12 protein-coding genes are annotated in these 17,402 nt (G+C 58.1%); 5 read left to right on the top strand and 7 right to left on the bottom strand.

Annotated features, from left to right (window positions below):
* Positions 1–137: 137 nt before the first annotated feature.
* Positions 138–1,163, bottom strand: a complete 1,026-nt coding sequence (locus tag BI292_RS16730) for a LacI family DNA-binding transcriptional regulator (RefSeq protein ID WP_101208515.1) — start codon at positions 1,161–1,163, stop codon at positions 138–140.
* A gap of 251 nt (positions 1,164–1,414) precedes the next feature.
* On the opposite strand from BI292_RS16730, the gene BI292_RS16735 reads away from it, so the two are divergent.
* The 3 genes from BI292_RS16735 to BI292_RS16745 all read left to right on the top strand — a co-directional run bounded on the left by BI292_RS16735 (position 1,415) and on the right by BI292_RS16745 (position 7,288).
* Positions 1,415–2,275, top strand: coding sequence for a hypothetical protein (locus BI292_RS16735; protein ID WP_101208516.1), 861 nt, complete (start codon positions 1,415–1,417; stop codon positions 2,273–2,275).
* A gap of 212 nt (positions 2,276–2,487) precedes the next feature.
* Positions 2,488–4,599 carry a hypothetical protein gene (locus BI292_RS16740; protein ID WP_101208517.1) on the top strand — a complete coding sequence of 704 codons (2,112 nt, stop codon included), beginning with the start codon at positions 2,488–2,490 and terminating at the stop codon, positions 4,597–4,599.
* Between the two features lie 244 nt (positions 4,600–4,843).
* Positions 4,844–7,288 (top strand): autotransporter outer membrane beta-barrel domain-containing protein, encoded by a 2,445-nt coding sequence (locus BI292_RS16745; RefSeq protein WP_101208518.1) that lies wholly within the window; start codon positions 4,844–4,846, stop codon positions 7,286–7,288.
* Positions 7,289–7,385: 97 nt separating this feature from the next.
* Here BI292_RS16745 and BI292_RS16750 read toward each other — a convergent pair whose 3' ends face one another.
* The 6 genes from BI292_RS16750 to BI292_RS16775 all read right to left on the bottom strand — a co-directional run bounded on the left by BI292_RS16750 (position 7,386) and on the right by BI292_RS16775 (position 14,773).
* On the bottom strand, positions 7,386–7,904 hold the full coding sequence (locus tag BI292_RS16750) for a hypothetical protein (protein WP_092281332.1): 519 nt from the start codon (positions 7,902–7,904) through the stop codon (positions 7,386–7,388).
* Between the two features lie 198 nt (positions 7,905–8,102).
* Positions 8,103–8,708 (bottom strand): LysE family translocator, encoded by a 606-nt coding sequence (locus BI292_RS16755; RefSeq protein WP_101208519.1) that lies wholly within the window; start codon positions 8,706–8,708, stop codon positions 8,103–8,105.
* A 51-nt stretch (positions 8,709–8,759) separates the two neighbouring features.
* The gene (locus BI292_RS16760; RefSeq protein WP_101208520.1) at positions 8,760–9,599 is read right to left on the bottom strand and encodes an AraC family transcriptional regulator; all 840 of its coding nucleotides are present in this window, start codon (positions 9,597–9,599) and stop codon (positions 8,760–8,762) included.
* Positions 9,600–9,676: 77 nt separating this feature from the next.
* Complete coding sequence (locus BI292_RS16765; protein ID WP_101208521.1) at positions 9,677–10,318, bottom strand: DUF1345 domain-containing protein; 642 nt, start codon at positions 10,316–10,318, stop codon at positions 9,677–9,679.
* Between the two features lie 183 nt (positions 10,319–10,501).
* Positions 10,502–13,600 carry an efflux RND transporter permease subunit gene (locus BI292_RS16770; RefSeq protein ID WP_101208522.1) on the bottom strand — a complete coding sequence of 1,033 codons (3,099 nt, stop codon included), beginning with the start codon at positions 13,598–13,600 and terminating at the stop codon, positions 10,502–10,504.
* Between the two features lie 15 nt (positions 13,601–13,615).
* Entirely contained in the window at positions 13,616–14,773 is a 1,158-nt protein-coding gene (locus BI292_RS16775; RefSeq protein WP_101208523.1) for an efflux RND transporter periplasmic adaptor subunit, read from the bottom strand.
* A gap of 269 nt (positions 14,774–15,042) precedes the next feature.
* On the opposite strand from BI292_RS16775, the gene BI292_RS16780 reads away from it, so the two are divergent.
* Complete coding sequence (locus BI292_RS16780; protein WP_101208524.1) at positions 15,043–15,744, top strand: response regulator transcription factor; 702 nt, start codon at positions 15,043–15,045, stop codon at positions 15,742–15,744.
* Between the two features lie 4 nt (positions 15,745–15,748).
* Positions 15,749–17,050, top strand: coding sequence for an ATP-binding protein (locus BI292_RS16785; RefSeq protein WP_101208525.1), 1,302 nt, complete (start codon positions 15,749–15,751; stop codon positions 17,048–17,050).
* Positions 17,051–17,402: the final 352 nt, after the last annotated feature.

A 17,402-nucleotide genomic window follows, 5' to 3' on the forward strand; every position in this document is an offset into this window, starting at 1 on the left:
CCTCTGAAACCGGTTTCATTTTTGTTCAAAAAAAAGGTTGGGGTGAGGCTTATGGCCTTATCGCGAGCAAGCTCGCTCCCACATTTGGACTGCGTACCCCTCTGGGAGCGAGCTTGCTCGCGATGGCGTCAGCCCATTCACTGCAAATCCCCCCGCGTCGAGCCGCGCACAATCAACTGCGCTGCAAAATCCAGGGTCCGCGCCGGCCCGACATCACCGCGCAGCCGTTTGAGCAGGCACTCGAACGCACTCGCGCCAATCTGCGCCGTCGGTTGCGCCAGCGCAGTAATGCCGCTGCCCACCAACGGGTACCAATCCAGATCATCCAGTGCAATCAGGCCAACATCGCCGAACAAATCGCAGCCCAATTCGCGCAACGCGTGAGTGCAGGCCAGCGCCGCAATCCCGTTCGCACAGAACAGCGCTTTCGGCCCATGGCCGGCGGTATCGAGGAAGGTTTTCAAACGCGAGGTCAGGTCGCTGGCGGTTTCGACAACGGCCCCGCGCAGCGCCGGACGCTGCTCGATCTGCGACTTGAAACTGCTGACGCGCTCGATCCGCGAACTGGTGCCGTCGAACGGTTCAGTCACCATCAGCACGTCGCGATAGCCGCGCTCTTCCAAGTGGACGAGGGCCATTGCGACCGCTGCCGGGTTGTCCAGTCCGACCAGGTCGCTGTCCAGTTGCTCGACTTTGCGATCGACCAATACCAGCGGCATCTCGCGATGCAATTCGCGCAGTTCGTCGCGGTGATGGCCCAGGGTGTTCACGATCAGGCCTTCGATGTTGTACGAGCGCAGCAACGCCAGGTGCTGACGTTCCTGCTCGTCATCGCGATCGGTGTTGCACACCACCAGGCTGTAGCCGTGGCGCCGGCAAGCGGTTTCCACGCCATGCATCACGGCAATCGAATAAGGGTTGCGGATATCGGCCACCAGCATGCCGATCAACCGCGTGCGCCCACGTTTCAAACCACGGGCCATCTGATTCGGGCGATAGCCCAAGGCGCTGATCGAATGCTCGATGCGCTGGGCAATGGCATCGGAAAGCAGGGCGCGGTCGTCGCCGATGAAGCGCGAGACACTGGCCTTGGACACGCCGGCGTGCTCGGCAACATCAAGCATGGTCACGCGGCTGCGCTGGGCGGCGGAGAAATCGTTCACGGTGGCAGACCTTGTTATTAGTGCTTGTTATCAGTGCGGGGAGTCAGACGTGACGTGGCTGAAACCGGTTTCAGGAAAACCCATAACTACCATCGCCGTCAACCGCGGTTTATCGCGCTGTCGCGCCAGCAACTGACCTTTCCCGACAGACGGTTAATTAACCTGTCAGATCTGACAGTAGGCAGCTTTGCCATACGAGTGCTTAATTTCCCTCAGGCGACTTGCATGCTTATCAACAAGGGAAGTTCCAGATGCCGGGATCCAAGAGCCGAAAATCAGCCGTTGCCGCGAGTGCATTGGATATCGGTATTCTGCTGAACGCCCCAGGCGTAGAGGGCGTCGATCCAGGTGACGCCTCTGGCACACTGCCAATTGATGCCCCTACAAACGGGCTAGTAGTGAAAGTACCGCGCTGGCCAGCGTTCCCGGGTGTCCCGGGTGTTGAACACACCGTAAATATTTATATTGTGGGAAGCGCAGTTTCAGTCGCCCGTCGTGCTTACAGCATCGTCGATGATGCAGCTGAATTTTTTATCCCGGTGGCGGCGCTGGCACTACCCAATCGTCCGTCCTTTGAAATTATCTACATCGTTCGAACGCCAAATCCGACAACCTCACCGCCACGCCGCCTCACGTTCAAAGTTGCTGAGCCACCGACAGTGCTGAAAGAACCGGTATTTCCGGATGCCAGTTTGTACGGTTACATCATCTGCCGGAAAAATAAGCCGTCAGATCCGGAATCGCTGTTTATCTGGGAAGGCATTCGGATATTTATCCCGTTCGATACGCGGTTTCAAGAAAACGATGTCGTCACATTGGTCTGGCAAGGATGGGCAACTCTGAACATTGCACCTCCCGCACTGACAGTTCCAGCGTCGTTTACGGTAACAGTCACTGCGGCAGATATTCGCGACAGAAACAGTTTGCGCATTGTTATTCAGCCATTTGTAACTTGGATCAAACCGATGACGGCTAATCATTCCGCATCGGCAACTTACACTTTGCTGCGCAGGGGTGTTGCAATTTTCAAATCCAGGACTGGGTTGGTAAGGCTGGATCGTAAAATTCCCGGCGAGTCCGGATTCTGCGAAAATTCAAGTTGGATGAAGTAACTTTGTAAATAGGAAGTCGCTCGGACGCAACAGCCAAGACTAATAGTCGCGAAGTTTTCTGGATGATTTAAATCTGCTGTCGCTGGATCGCTCGGCTGCACGGATTATTTGGAAACTGTTGTTTTAAAAGCATCGCCTGCAGACGTTTAGGTACACCGTAAAAGAAACGCTTGTTGTTTTCATTAATTTGCCACCGCGTTGGAGAAGGGAAGATGACTGTTATCGAAAGTGAATTTGAAATGCACCCGACTGCATCACTTGATGCACCCGTGCCGAGGTTGCGGGATGGCCGTGGGCCTGATGCCGACATCATTCCAGTGGCTACGATTGCCCCAGGCAGGGATCTCATACTTGAGATCTCGACAACCACCTGGCCCAATCCAAATGATGCGGATACGTTCGTTGTTCAGGCCTCAAGAACCCTGCCACCGCCAAATCCGGAAAACACCGACTTCCTCTATCGTTCAACGCGTTATGAACTAGGCCCCTTGGTTGACCGTCCTGCCGTAAGGGATTTCATCGTTCCCGCGAACTTGTTGGGCGAAGATCTGACCCCCGAGGGACCGACGCCGCTGTGGGTTCGCTGCGTTATGTATCGCAAGAACCAGAACGCATTATCGTCTCCGGTCGTCAGAGTTTTCATTGACCGCACTGCGCCTTTCCAGGCGAAGCCGACACGCGGCGGCGCAATTCCCGGTACTGTGCCCGGGGTCAAAGGGAATCCTGTTTCAACATCGCCAAACTCCCAACCCGGTGTGACCATCGATAACACGTGGATGGCGCTCCCAAACAGCGTGGATGGGTTGATCCAGATGCCGGATATCGGCTATGCCAATCGCCAGGACACTGACCGGCTCACGTTGTATGCAGCGAGCAACCGCACAGATCCTCCCGCCGTAGCACCGATTCATGACGGTCCGCTGCCGGCCAATGGCCGGGTGCTGGTTCCGCTGGATGTCATCCGGGCTGCGACTTCCACCGGCAGGTTGCATATGTGGATGCGATGGACCGACGTCGCGGGCAATTTCAGCAACTATCTGGCCGAGTACCGCAACGTTTCCCTGCAGCCGCTGCCGGTCTTGGCCGCACCGATTGTTCTGCTGGCCGCAACGCCTGTCGACAACCTGATCGACCTGAATGACGTACGCCAGCCGCAAGGTATCCAGGTGCGCGTCAATCGTCCGACCAACGCGCTCAGCACAGACACCATCAGTCTGTCCTGGGGCGGCCAGGCCGCAGAAGACCTCGATTTCCTCGGCGCCTCCTCACTGCTGTTTACAATCCCATGGTCGAAACTGACAGCGGAATATACCGCTAACCAGAGTGGTACCGATTGGGTGGTCCCAACGACGGTCACGGCGCATTTGATGCGCGGTGGGGCGTCCGTCAGTAATGCGCTCGTCACCGTTGATACGGATTACTCGGTACCTGGTGTTCCCTACCCGATTGACCTGATCAATCCACCGGCCGATGTCAATGCCGAGCTGAAGCCATTGATCGTACGCGGCCAGGCTCCGGTAACGGACAATGTGCTGGGTCCGCAGGACATCAATCAAGACGCCACCATTTTTATTGACTTGACGCCTGTAAGCCCAGGCACTTGGCCGGACCCGGAGCCGAACGACCAAGTCACCGTTTACTACCGTGGCGCTGCCGGTGTAGTGGTGGTGAACTCAAAGGTTCTGGACGTCAGCGATGTAAATACTACGATCGATTTGGAGTTGCCTTGGCACATTGTCGACAACGGTGGTTTGGGTACCAGACAAATGTGGTGGGAAGTGGAGAACGCCAACCGCAATAATAAACAGAAGGCTGGCGAGACCAACATTACCGTCGATACGGTTGTCCTCGATCTTCCTGCGCCAGTGTTGGTTCGCGACCCTAACGATGACAGGGGTGATGATCTTATTGTTTGTGAAACACTGTTCAAACTTGCAAGACGCGCTGCCAGATTCCATATTCCCGCCAGCGTCGATCTTCCGATTAATACTGAAGTAACCTTCCAATGGCGCGGTTATCAGGGCCCCGGCCATACACTGCCGTCCCCTGCTAATACCGAATTCATCGAAATACGCCGAGTGACTGCTGCAGAAGTATCCACTGGTATGACCTTCGATGTCGGGCCCTATGATCCGGTTGTTCGAAATGTCCCTCCGGTGCCACCCGCCAATCCACCTGCTGACGAGGAATACACCGGTTATCTTGATGTCTGGTATTCCGTGGCGGGAGGTAGCTCTCTTCATGCCGACTACCGTATCAATCTAGTCAACGGTGCCTATCTCTATTGTGAGACGGAAGCTGGCTGGATGCCTGTAGCGCCTTGACATGTGAAGTAAATTAACTGAATGCAAGGGGGAAAGGTTTTCTATCCCCCTTGCACTCTTGGCTCTATCAGTATTCTTTCCGAATCAAATTGGATGAAAATCGCCGAAAAAAAAGGATTTGTCCTACATAGCAAGCATGAAGTTCTAGGTAACCTTCCGCTCCGTTTATGACTCTGCGCTGACGGATGAACCATCTGTTGTTTTCATTTCTTCCCTGCAACAGGGAATATTCTGAGTAGTTACCATGAATAATGAAATTAAAAATCCTTCAAGGTTTTACAAACCCGTCAGCATGGCGTCGTGTCTGTCTCTATTAATCCTGACGACAGGAAACGTTTGTGCGAGATCACTCGATCCAGGCGAAACAGAAACAGTTACGCCCGGCTCTGCACCCGAAGCCTGGTACATCCCCCCCGCAGCAGTACTTAATTTAAATAGCGCTGATGCGCTGGAAATTGAAGTGGGTAGAGGCACGCTTAATGCTCAGAGCGCCACGACCGCGCAAATAGACGCTTTCTCAGGCGCAACGGTAAACCTGACCGACTCTACGGTTGTCAATACAACAACCAACGCGGCTCTGAGTTTGCTGGACAGCCGCGCTACGATTACAACAAGCAGCTTGAACAGCCAAGGATATGCGCTGACCCTGGCGCGAGACCTTCGACCTGTCTCCATCGGCTCTTCTGCGACGATTACCAATAGCACGCTGACCGGAGAACTCGGCGGCGGGGCTGTCACTTCTTTTAGTTCTTTGAATCTGATCGGTAGCCGATTGGAAGGCACCGGTACCTTGGCCAACGGCCTGGAATTGGCCGGTGGTCACGCAAACGTCAGCGCTGCCAGTCAAATCGTCGGCAGCATTCATGGCGTGGAGTTCCAGGAAGACTCGATGTTCGCGCCGACTGAGTTAACCGCGCAAAGCCACTTGACGTTGGACAACTCCAGCGTGCAAGGACGGACGGGCGCCGCGATCAGAGTGGATTTCGCTACGCCTGCGGGTCAAGCCGTATTGATCGACGTGCTCAACGGCTCCTCGCTCATCGGTGGCAATGGCCATTTGCTGGAAGTTGTTGATGGCGCAGCCGCTCGATTACAGGTCGACAACAGCAAGCTCGCGGGTGATATCGATGTTGCCGCCGGTGGCTCTGCCAGTGTGCAACTGCGAAATAGCGCGAACCTTGTCGGTAACCTGATCAATGTCGATTCGGTCACAGTCGATTCAAAAAGCCTGCTGACCGGCAACGTGCAAGGCACGGGCGCCGGGGTGATCGCACTGGATCAAGGCGCGGTCTTCCAAGGGGCTGTGAGCGGTGTGAGCGATATGTCGGTAAACCGTGGCGCCCAATGGAACATGGTCGGCAGCAATGCCTTGACCTCGCTCAACATGGACGCAGGCAGTGTGCGCTTTGGTTCCAGTGAGGCGTTCAATCGACTTGATGTCGCCCGTCTTTCCGGCAATGGTCAATTTCTGATGGACACTGACCTGGCGACCGGCCAGACCGACTTTTTGAACGTAACGGAATCCGCCACCGGCAGTCATCAGTTGCTTGTCGCAGCCACCGGAAGCGAACCGGTGACAGGGGCGCCGGTGATGATCGGTAACATTGCTGCAGGTGATGCAGTATTCACCCTGCAAAATGGCCAGGTCGACGTGGGTGCTTATGCCTACAAATTGATGAGAGAAGGTGAAGGGCTTTTCCTGCAGCCGGACAAGGAAACCCCAAGCACCGGTACGCAATCGGCTTTGGCTATCGCGGGCACGGCGCCCACCGTTATCTATGCGGAAATGACCACCCTCAACACGCGTCTCGGCGATCGCCGCATGACGGGCAACCAACCCACCGCGCAATCGTTTGACGCCCTCGATGCTGATGGCAAAAAATCCTCCTATGGCCTGTGGATGCGGACTTACGGCAATAGCTACAACGTCAAAAACTCGTATGGCGATGGCTACAAGCAAAACCAGACGGGCGTTTCCATCGGCGTGGATGCACCGTTGCCGATCGGCGATGGCCAATGGCTGATCGGCGCTTTCGGTGGTTACAGCAAGACCGACTTGAACCTGAAGCGCGGCAGCGCGGGCTCGATTGACAGCGTCTACCTGGGCAGTTACTTGACCTGGTTCGATCAGCAAACGGGTTACTACGTTGATACGGTAGCCAAGATCAATCGCTTCAATAACGACGTCAAAGTCAGCATGAGTGATGGAACACAAACCAAGGCTGATTTCGACAACATCGGCGTCAGTGCTTCTGTTGAAGTCGGCAAACACATCGTGTTCAACCGAGGTTATTTCATTGAGCCTTCGGTACAAGTGGGTGCGGCAATTGTCGAGGGCAAGGACTATGCACTGGATAACGGCCTTGAAATAACCAGCGATGAGACCCGTTCATTGCTGGGTAACGTCGGGCTGGCGGTAGGGCGGGAAATTGTTTTGGACGACGGGAGTAAACTTCAGCCACGCCTGCGCGCTGCTGTGACTCACGAGTTTATTAACAACAACCGAATCAGCGCCAATGGCAGCGATTTCAAAAACGATCTATCGAGTACTAACGTTGCACTGACCGGCGGACTCAACTACGCACCTGCCGCCGGCAACTGGCAGATCTATGCAGAAGTGGGGACAAGCAGGGGCACTACAGTGGACCAGGAAATAGGCGGGAACCTGGGCGTCAGTTTCAACTTCTGAGAAAAGCCATCGTGAGTTAACGTATCTATCAATTAAATCGGGGTATAAAAAAAGGAAGCTTTTAAGCTTCCTTTTTTGTATTCGTCACCCGCGATTTTCAGCTAACCCTGCGCACGATCACATTACCTTCGGCAATGAAGCTGCCACTGATAGGGAAAGGGTCGTTGCCATTTTCACCGCCGGAGCCGAATTGCCCGTTGAAATAGCCCTTGATGGAGGTTTCATCGATGCTCTCGATGACGAGCGAGCCTTGTTCCGAGCGGTGAGCATTACCACTCATACGATTCGGGTAGTAAGTAACTGTCACTTCGCCGTCCTCTTCTTCTTCGTGCCCACCAATCTGAAACGTGCCGCTGACGGGTTTGCTGAAGAAGATGACTTCCAGCGAGTGGGTCACGCCGGCCTCGGTATGATCGGCTTTGATGCGCCAGATTTTCTGTGTCGGATAGTCCAGCACTTCAATGAGCGGTCTCATCGTGGCATTGAAAGTAAACGGCGCAGGAATTTTGCTGGTGGGGTTGCGCAGTTTGTTGTCTAAATTGACGTATGCACTGAAAAACGGAGTTGCCGGGGCCTGATACGATGTCACAGTTGACTTATTCGCTGCCGAACTCATGGTTTGATCTCCAGACTTAGTGAGCATAAGGTATCCAAAGACTATTAATCCTAATCCTGGATGGCTCATGGAAGCTTAAATGCCGCAAGCTTGTAAACTGACAGAGTTGACAGTTTACAGTCGCTGTTTTCTGTGTTTTTTATCAAGCGCCGATAATGGCTTTTTATTCCGTAAGTGCATAACATCGTCATTCAACTATCAATAAAAACTCAGCCAGGCGGACGCCAGTAACAGTAATGCCATAAAGTGATTGAAACGGCGTTGCAGTTTCGACGATCCGAAGTATCGCTGAGTGCCTGAGCCCAATATCGCCCAACTTGTCAGACACGGCAGCGAGACAGCGAAAAAAATCCCCGACAACACGACCACTTGGATTTGACGGTCATTGCCATTGCCGGCAAACACGCTGACCACTGCAATCGCCATCATCCACGTTTTGGGATTGACCCACTGCAGCGCAGCCGCGCCCCAGATACTGAGCCTTCTCTGCGGCTGCAGATGATCAAACAGCTGTGCCGGCGCTTTGTATATCTGCCAAGACAGATAACTCAGCCACAGTGCGCCAATCCACTGCATCGCCCGATGCAACACCGGGTATTGATCGAAGGTCTGGCCGAACCCGCTGCCGACCAGTAATACGAGCACGGCTGCACTGGCGCAAGCAGCAAAAACAATCGGCAGCGCCGCCCTGAAACCAAAACGCGCACTGTTACTCAACACCAGAATATTGGTCGGCCCCGGCGTGATCGACGCGACGAACGCGAACAGCAAAAACGGCAGCAGGGTAGGGAAGGTTGAAAGCATGGCCGTGTAGCTCCAGTGAATGATCGATAGCCGATCTTCACCAGCCAAGGGTCACGCGTCTGGAAGATTTGAGCAGCGCTTGCGGTACATCGCCGGGGTCAGTCCATAAGCGCGGACGAACCAGCGGCCCATATGACTTTGATCGGCGAAGCCCAATTCCATCGCCACTGCCGCCGGTTGCGCGCCGCTCGCAAGCAAACGCCGGGCCTTGGACAAGCGCAGTTGCACCAGATAAGCGTGCGGCGCCAAACCGTAAGCGGCCTTGAACGCGCGGGTCAGACGAAAGCGATCGACACCGGTGACCATGGCCAGTTGATCGAGGCCAATGTCCAGATGCGCATTGGCGTGCAGGTATTCGCGGGCCTTTTGCGCGACCAGCGGCAGGCGTGGGTCTTCGCTGTAACGGGTGCGCCAATGCAAGTGGCTGGTCAGGCGTTCGAGCAAGCCGTCGAGGGCCGTCTGCCGGACGATTTTCAGCTCGCCACCGTGCAAGGTCTGAAACGCCTGGCTGGTTGCCTGCGCCAGTCGCGGATCGGCGGTCAGGGTGTTGGCGAAGCTCAGTCGGCTGTTGAGCGGGGCGTTGTCGAACAGCGCGGCGAGTTCGCGCTCAAGCCATTGCGGATCGAGGTAGAGCATGCGGTAGGTGAAACCGTCTTCGGTGGGCGCATCGCCGTCGTGAATGTCGCCCGGTTCGAGCAGAAACACCTTGCCCGGCGTGCTTTGATGCCGCGCCCGCCGACAATTGAATTGCTGCACGCCTTGCTCGGTCACGCCCACCAGATAACTGTCATGCCAGTGCGGGTCGTAGGCGTGGCCCTGGAAATGCGCGCGCAGGGTTTCGATGCCGGTGTCGGCGTCCTGCGCCAGGTCGATCCAGTTATGCGAGGTCATGGCTGCACCTGTGAGACGGATGGCCGGCTGAGTGAACACCGGCGACGCGGCTGATGCCTAGAACGTTTGTGCAGCGCTCAGTTGAACAGCCCGGCGGCAATGTTGATCGAAAAACCGAGAATCGCCGTGTTGAACACAAAGCCGATCAGCGATTGCGCCAGGACGATCTTGCGAATGCCGCGCGTGGCCACCCCGACATCGGCCGTCTGTACGGCGACGCCGATGGTGAAGGAAAAGTACAGGAAGTCCCAGTAATTGGGGGTGGTCAGGCCTTCGGCGAAGCGCAGCGCGGGCTCTTTGCCGTCCCAGGTATAAAACAGCCGCGCGTAATGCACGCTGAAGATCACCCCGATCAACAACCATGAACCAATCACCGTCGCGGCAGTGAAGCCGTAATGCAGCAGCTTGCTGGAGGCTTGCAAATCCTTGCTGCCGGCCAGTTCGAAGGTAATGGTCGCCAGACTGGCAATCGCAGCGATGCACACCACCAGCAGCACCAGCCCGGCGTTTTCGTCCTCGATCTCGGCAATTCGCTTGACGTCCGGCGCCTTGGCGCGCTTGGCCAGCCAAATCATCAGGATCAGGTAGGTCCAGACCCCGGCGTTCCAGCCGATGAGGATTTTGCTGATGATCGAGTCGGCGGGCGCCAGAATGCCGGCCGCGATGCCGAGTGTGGCGGCGGCGGACAAGCGCGGATGAGTGCGGGCGAGGAGGGGCATGGAGGCTCGATGTGTCGGGATGTTGCAACACATTAGCCCAGTGAAACGCATTGTGACTACAACACTGACCTGAGGAATTGCAGGAGCGAGGCTTGCCCGCGAAGGCGTCGTGTCAGTCGACGTTGATGTGGCTGACACATTGCCTTCGCGGGCAAGCCTCGCTCCTACAGGGTCTTCGGTGAGTTACTTGTCTTTGTGGCGTTTGCGCACCAGTTTCATCACCACCACAAAGAACACCGGAACGAACAGCACCGCCAAGGTTGCGGTGATCATCCCGCCGATAACGCCGGTGCCGATCGCTTGCTGGCTCGCCGAACTGGCGCCCGTGGCAATCGCCAGCGGCACCACACCGAGAATGAACGCCAGCGAGGTCATCACGATTGGCCGCAACCGCAAGCGCGCGGCTTGCAGCGTGGCGTCGATCAAATCGTGGCCCTCGTCGTAGAGGCTCTTGGCGAATTCGATGATCAGGATCGCGTTCTTCGCCGACAGACCGATGATGGTAATCAGGCCAACCTTGAAGAACACGTCATTCGGCATTCCGCGCAACGTTACCGCAAGCACCGCACCGAGCACGCCGAGCGGCACCACCAGCAGCACCGAGGTCGGAATCGACCAACTTTCATACAGCGCCGCCAGACACAGGAACACGATCAGCAGCGACAACCCGAGCAGAATCGGCGCCTGACTGCCGGACAAGCGTTCCTGCAACGACAACCCGGTCCATTCCTGCCCCAGACCTGCCGGGCCTTGGGCGACCAGACGTTCGATTTCCGCCATGGCCTCACCGGTGCTGTGGCCCGCCGCCGGTTCGCCGGAAATGCTGATCGCCGGGTAGCCGTTATAGCGAGTCAATTGCGTCGGGCCTTGGGTCCATTTGGCTTCGACAAACGCCGACAGCGGGACCATTTTTCCATTGTTGTTGCGCACGTTGATCTTCAGCAGGTCCTCGACCTGACTGCGCTGATCACCTTCGGCCTGGACCACCACGCGTTGCATGCGTCCCTGATTGGGGAAGTCGTTGATGTACGAAGAACCGACCGCCGTGGACAGCACGCTGCCGACGTCGGCAAACGACACGCCCAAGGCATTCGCCTGTTTGCGGTCGACTTCAAGCTGCACCTGCGGCGCTTCGGCCAGTGCGCTTTCACGCACGTTCATCAGGATCGGACTTTTCTCGGCGGCTTCCAGCAACTGGGTGCGCGCCTCCATCAACGTTGCATGCCCGAGACCGCCGCGATCCTGCAAGCGGAACTCGAAACCGCTGGAGGTGCCGAGGCCGTCCACCGGTGGCGGCAACACCGCAAACGCCACGGCATCGCGGATCTGGCTCAACGCGCCGTTGGCCCGATCAGCAATCGCGCTGGCCGAGTCATCGCTGCTGCGGTCGGACCAGTCCTTCAACGTGGTAAACGCCAGCGCCGCGTTCTGGCCGCTGCCGGAGAAGCTGAAACCGAGAATCACCGTGCTGTCGCCGACGCCGGGTTCGGTGGCGTTGTGCGCTTCGATCTGCTCGACCACCTTGATCGTGCGGTTCTTGCTCGCGCCCGGTGGCAACTGAATGTCGGTAATGGTGTAACCCTGGTCCTCGACTGGCAGGAACGAGGAGGGCAGGCGACTGAAACAAAACACCAGACCAACCAGCAGCACGCCGTAGATCAGCAGGTAGCGCCCGGTGCGTTTCAACGCATACGCGACCCAACCTTGATAACGCTCGGTCAGTCGTTCGAAACGGCGGTTGAACCAGCCAAAAAATCCACGCTTCTCGTGATGCTCGCCTTTGGCGATCGGCTTGAGCAGCGTCGCGCACAGCGCTGGAGTCAAGGTCAGTGCAAGGAACGCCGAGAACAGAATCGAGGTCGCCATCGACAGCGAGAACTGCTGGTAAATCACCCCGACCGAACCCTGCATGAACGCCATCGGAATAAACACTGCGACCAGCACCAGCGTGATGCCGATGATCGCGCCAGTGATCTGCTTCATCGCTTTGCGCGTGGCGTCCTTGGGCGACAGGCCCTCGGTGACCATGATCCGCTCGACGTTTTCCACGACCACGATGGCATCGTCCACCAGAATGCCGATGGCCAGGACCATGCCGAACATGGTCAGCACGTTGATCGAGAAACCCAGCGCGAGCATGGTCGCAAACGTGCCCATCAACGCCACCGGCACCACCAGCGTCGGGATCAGCGTGTAGCGGATGTTCTGCAGGAACAGGAACATCACCGCAAACACCAGCAACATCGCTTCGCCCAGGGTGTAGACCACTTTGGTGATCGAGACTTTGACGAACGGGGAGGTGTCGTACGGGATTTTGTATTCGACGTTGGCCGGGAAGTAGCGCGCCAGTTCATCCATTTTCGCCCGCACTGCGGTGGCGGTGTTCAGCGCGTTGGCGCCCGGCGACAGTTGCACGCCGACGGCGGTTGACGGTTTGCCGTTCAGGCGCGTGCCGAACTGGTATTCCTGACTGCCGATCTCGACCCGCGCCACATCACCAATGCGTACCGTGGACCCGTCGGGACTGGCCTTGAGCACGATGTCGGCGAATTCTTCCGGCGTCGACAATTGGCCTTTGACGACGATGGTTGCGGTGATTTCCTGAGTGCTGCGGGTCGGCAAGTCGCCAATGCTGCCGGCCGAAACCTGGGCGTTTTGCGCCACAATCGCGGCGTTGACGTCGGCCGGGGTCAGGTTGAAACCGATCAGCTTCTGCGGGTCGATCCAGATGCGCATCGCGCGCTCGGCACCGTACAGTTGCGCCTTGCCGACGCCGTCGAGACGTTTGATCTCGTTCATCACGTTGCGCGCCAGATAGTCGCTGAGCGCGATGTCGTCGAGCTTGCCGTCATTGGACGTGAGGGTAATCAGCAGGAGGAAACCCGACGAGACCTTTTCCACTTGCAGACCTTGCTGGTTCACCGCTTGCGGCAGGCGCGACTCAATCACCTTGAGGCGGTTTTGCACGTCGACCTGAGCCATTTCCGGGTTGGTGCCCGGTTGAAAAGTGGCTTTGATCGTCGCGCTGCCGAGGCTGCTCTGCGATTCGAAATACAGCAAATGGTCGGCGCCGTTGAGTTCTTCCTCGATCAGGCTGACAACGCTTTCGTCGATGGTTTGCGTCGAAGCGCCGGGGTAAACGGCATAAATCTCGATCTGCGGCGGCGCGACGTCGGGGTATTGCGCCACCGGCAATTGCGGAATGGCCAGCGCACCGGCCAGCAGGATGAACAGCGCGACCACCCAGGCAAACACCGGGCGGTCGATAAAGAACTGCGGCATAAAAAAGCGTCCTGCTTACTGACCAGTCGCCTGGGCAAGTGGAAGAGGGGTGTTGTCGATCTGGACTTTTTCGCCGGGTCTGGCGTGTTGCAGGCCTTCGGTGACAATCCGGTCACCGGCCTTGAGGCCTTCAGTGACGATCCAGCGATCGTTCTGCACCGCGCTCAGTTGCACCGGTTGCAGCACGACTTTTTCCTCGGCGTCGAGCAGCATTACCTGCGCGATCCCGGCGCTGTCGCGCTGAATCGCCCGTTGCGGCACGCTGATGCCTTGCTGGTCGACCGCTTGCTCGATGCGCACACGCACGAAGCTGCCGGGCAGCAGATCGAGGTCCGGGTTGGGGAACTCGCTGCGCAGGATGATCTGGCCGGTGCCCGGATCGACGCTGATCTCGGCAAACAGCAGTTTGCCCGGCAGTGGATACAGGCTGCCGTCGTCCTGAATCAGCGTGGCTTTGGCTTGATCCTGACCGACTTGCTGCAAATGACCGGAGCGGAACGCGCGGCGCAGGTCGTTGAGTTCGCGGGTCGATTGGGTGAGGTCGGCGTGGATCGGGTTCAACTGCTGAATCAGCGCCATCGGCGTGGTTTCGTTCTGGCCGACCAGCGCGCCTTCGGTGACCAACGCGCGGCCGACACGGCCGGCAATCGGCGCGGTGACCGTGGCGTAACCGAGGTTCAGCCTGGCCCGGGTCACGGCCGCCTTGTTGGCAGCGACGTCCGCGGCAGTTTGTCGGGCACTGGCGCGGGCGTTGTCATAATCCTGGCCGCTGATTGCATTGCCTTCGATCAATTGCGCGTAACGCTGCTCCTGCAATTTGGCCTGGAACGCATTGGCTTCAGCCTTGCGCAACGCGGCCTCGGCGCTGTCGAGGTCAGCCTTGAACGGCGCCGGATCGATGCGGAACAGCACGTCGCCCTGTTTGACGTCGCTGCCTTCGCGGAAAGTCCGCTGCAACACCACGCCAGCCACCCGTGCGCGCACTTCGGCGATACGCGGCGCGGCAATCCGCCCGCTGAGTTCGCTGCTGATCGATACCGGGCCGGAGGTAATGGTTTCGATGCGCACAGTGGCCAGCGGTGGCGCTTCTGCGGCAGTCGAGGACTTGTCACAAGCGCTCAACATCAAGGCCAATGCAATCAGGCTGAGCGTGGCAAGCAGGTTCTTTGACATGTGAGTACCCCAATAATGACCCCCGGCATCCTACGGGGAGCCGAGCAGAGTAGCGGTGAAGCTTTGTAGGTGCTGTGTGAAATTGTGTAAGGGTTTTACTCATAGACGTGTGAGGGCGTATATCCTTTGGCGCTTGAAACTTTTTGCGACGGTTGTGCAGCCTGCGCGGGCAAGCCTCGCTCCTACAGGGGAATGCGACAAATCTGTAGGAGCGAGGCTTGCCCGCGAGAGGCCGGCTGTGTCGCCACAGCACTTTCTGGAAACACCCCATGCCCAACATCCTCCTGGTCGAAGACGACACCGCGCTTTCGGAACTGATCGCCAGTTACCTGGAACGCAACGGCTACAGCGTCAGCGTGATCAGCCGTGGCGATCATGTGCGCGAACGCGCGCGGCTCAGTCCGCCGGATCTGGTGATTCTCGATCTGATGCTGCCGGGGCTCGACGGGCTGCAAGTCTGCCGTTTGCTGCGGTCGGATTCGGCGACGCTGCCGATCCTTATGCTGACCGCCCGCGACGACAGCCACGATCAGGTGCTGGGCCTGGAAATGGGCGCCGACGATTACGTCACCAAACCCTGCGAACCACGCGTATTGCTCGCCCGCGTGCGCACGTTGCTGCGCCGCAGCAGCCTCGGCGAACCGCAAACCGCCAACGACCGCATCCTCATGGGCAACCTGTGCATCGACCTGTCCGAGCGCACGGTGACTTGGCGCGAACAACTGGTCGAGCTGTCCAGCGGCGAGTACAACTTGCTGGTGGTGCTGGCCCGCCATGCTGGCGAAGTGCTGAGCCGCGACCAGATTCTGCAGCGTCTGCGCGGCATCGAGTTCAACGGCACTGACCGCTCGGTGGACGTGGCGATTTCCAAGCTGCGGCGCAAGTTCGACGACCACGCTGGCGAGGCGCGCAAGATCAAGACGGTTTGGGGCAAGGGTTACCTGTTCAGCCGCTCCGAGTGGGAATGCTGAGCTAATGTTCAGAATCCTTTTTCGTCTGTATCTGGTGACCATCGTTTCGTACAGCGCGGCGATCTACCTGGTGCCGGACGTGGTGATCAAGCTGTTCCATGAACGCTTCGTCAGTTACAACCTCGATTATTCGCGCGGTTTGCAAAGCCTGATCGTCCGTCAGTTTCACGCTGTTCCCGAAGCGCAATGGCCGGCGCTGGCGACGCAACTGGACAAGGATTTTCAACCGCTGCACATCGTCCTCAGCCCTCTTGATGACCCTGACCTGACCGCGCAGGAACGTGAGCAACTGCGCCGCGGCGATTACATCGTGCGCATTGGCGACTGGGGTTGGCGCACTTTGGCGGCGGCGCCGTTGAACGGGCAGTCGGTGGTGCAAATGGTGGTGCCGCCCGATCCCTTGGACGTGAATTTGTTGTACTGGAGCATGAACGTGCTGATCGGCGCGACCATGCTTGCGTGTCTGTTGCTGTGGCTGCGCCCGCACTGGCGCGATCTGGAGAGATTGAAAGGCACCGCCGAGCGTTTCGGCAAAGGCCATTTAAGCGAGCGCACGCAAATCTCCCAGAGCTCGAACATCGGCAGTCTGGCCAATGTGTTCGACACCATGGCCGGTGATATCGAGAACTTGTTGAATCAGCAACGCGACTTGCTCAACGCGGTGTCCCACGAGCTGCGCACGCCGCTGACTCGGCTGGATTTTGGCCTGGCGCTGGCACTGTCGGATGACTTGCCGGCGGCCAGTCGCGAACGTCTGCAAGGGTTGGTCGCGCATATTCGTGAATTGGATGAGCTGGTGTTGGAATTGCTGTCGTACAGCCGTTTGCAGAACCCGGCGCGGTTGCCGGAACGGGTGGAAGTGTCGCTGGATGAGTTTATCGACAGCATTTTGGGCAGCGTCGATGAGGAGCTGGAATCGCCGAACATTGTCATTGATGTGTTGCTGCATGGGCAGCTTGAGCGCTTCACGCTTGACCCACGTCTGACCGCGCGGGCCCTGCAAAATCTGCTGCGCAACGCGATGCGCTACTGCGAAAAACGCATTCAGATTGGCGTTCAGGTGTGCCCGAAGGGCTGTGAAATCTGGGTTGATGACGACGGCATCGGCATTCCCGACGATGAACGCGAGCGCATCTTCGAACCGTTCTACCGCCTCGACCGCAGCCGCGACCGCGCCACCGGCGGCTTCGGCCTCGGCCTGGCCATCAGCCGCCGCGCCCTCGAAGCCCAGGGCGGCACACTCACCGTCGAAAACTCCCCACTGGGCGGCGCCCGATTCCGCTTGTGGCTGCCAACCCCGACTTAATCACCAAAAGCTCCCACCAACCCTGTGGCGAGGGGTTTGTGTTGGGCGCGAAATTGGTGGGGCCGATGCATGTCGTTCCGATACGGTGCGAAAACACCCGCCAGCCTCACACCCCGTGGCGAGGGGGCTTGCCCCCGTTCGGCTGCGCAGCAGTCGTCAAACCTGCTGATGCTGCGTGGCTGAAGAAGGCTGGGGGCCGCTGCGCAGCCCAACGGGGGCGAGCCCCCTCGCCACAAGGGGTTTGTGTTGGGTGCGAAATTGGTGGGACCGATGCATGCCATTCCGATGCGGTGCGAAAACACCCGCCAGCCTCACACCAGTCCCGTGGCGAGGGGGCTTGCCCCCGTTCGGC

It is taken from the genome of Pseudomonas sp. 43NM1, from assembly GCF_002836905.1.
In the GTDB taxonomy this organism is placed as follows: domain Bacteria; phylum Pseudomonadota; class Gammaproteobacteria; order Pseudomonadales; family Pseudomonadaceae; genus Aquipseudomonas; species Aquipseudomonas prosekii.

Excerpts from the sequence above, each read along its gene's own strand:
- BI292_RS16780 (WP_101208524.1), top strand. The coding sequence starts at position 15,043 with ATGCCCAACATCCTCCTGGTCGAAGACGACACCGCGCTTTCGGAACTG.
- BI292_RS16750 (WP_092281332.1), bottom strand. The coding sequence starts at position 7,904 with ATGAGTTCGGCAGCGAATAAGTCAACTGTGACATCGTATCAGGCCCCG.
- BI292_RS16785 (WP_101208525.1), top strand. The coding sequence starts at position 15,749 with ATGTTCAGAATCCTTTTTCGTCTGTATCTGGTGACCATCGTTTCGTAC.
- BI292_RS16755 (WP_101208519.1), bottom strand. The coding sequence starts at position 8,708 with ATGCTTTCAACCTTCCCTACCCTGCTGCCGTTTTTGCTGTTCGCGTTC.
- BI292_RS16765 (WP_101208521.1), bottom strand. The coding sequence starts at position 10,318 with ATGCCCCTCCTCGCCCGCACTCATCCGCGCTTGTCCGCCGCCGCCACA.
- BI292_RS16735 (WP_101208516.1), top strand. The coding sequence starts at position 1,415 with ATGCCGGGATCCAAGAGCCGAAAATCAGCCGTTGCCGCGAGTGCATTG.
- BI292_RS16760 (WP_101208520.1), bottom strand. The coding sequence starts at position 9,599 with ATGACCTCGCATAACTGGATCGACCTGGCGCAGGACGCCGACACCGGC.
- BI292_RS16775 (WP_101208523.1), bottom strand. The coding sequence starts at position 14,773 with ATGTCAAAGAACCTGCTTGCCACGCTCAGCCTGATTGCATTGGCCTTG.
- BI292_RS16745 (WP_101208518.1), top strand. The coding sequence starts at position 4,844 with ATGAATAATGAAATTAAAAATCCTTCAAGGTTTTACAAACCCGTCAGC.
- BI292_RS16740 (WP_101208517.1), top strand. The coding sequence starts at position 2,488 with ATGACTGTTATCGAAAGTGAATTTGAAATGCACCCGACTGCATCACTT.
- BI292_RS16770 (WP_101208522.1), bottom strand. The coding sequence starts at position 13,600 with ATGCCGCAGTTCTTTATCGACCGCCCGGTGTTTGCCTGGGTGGTCGCG.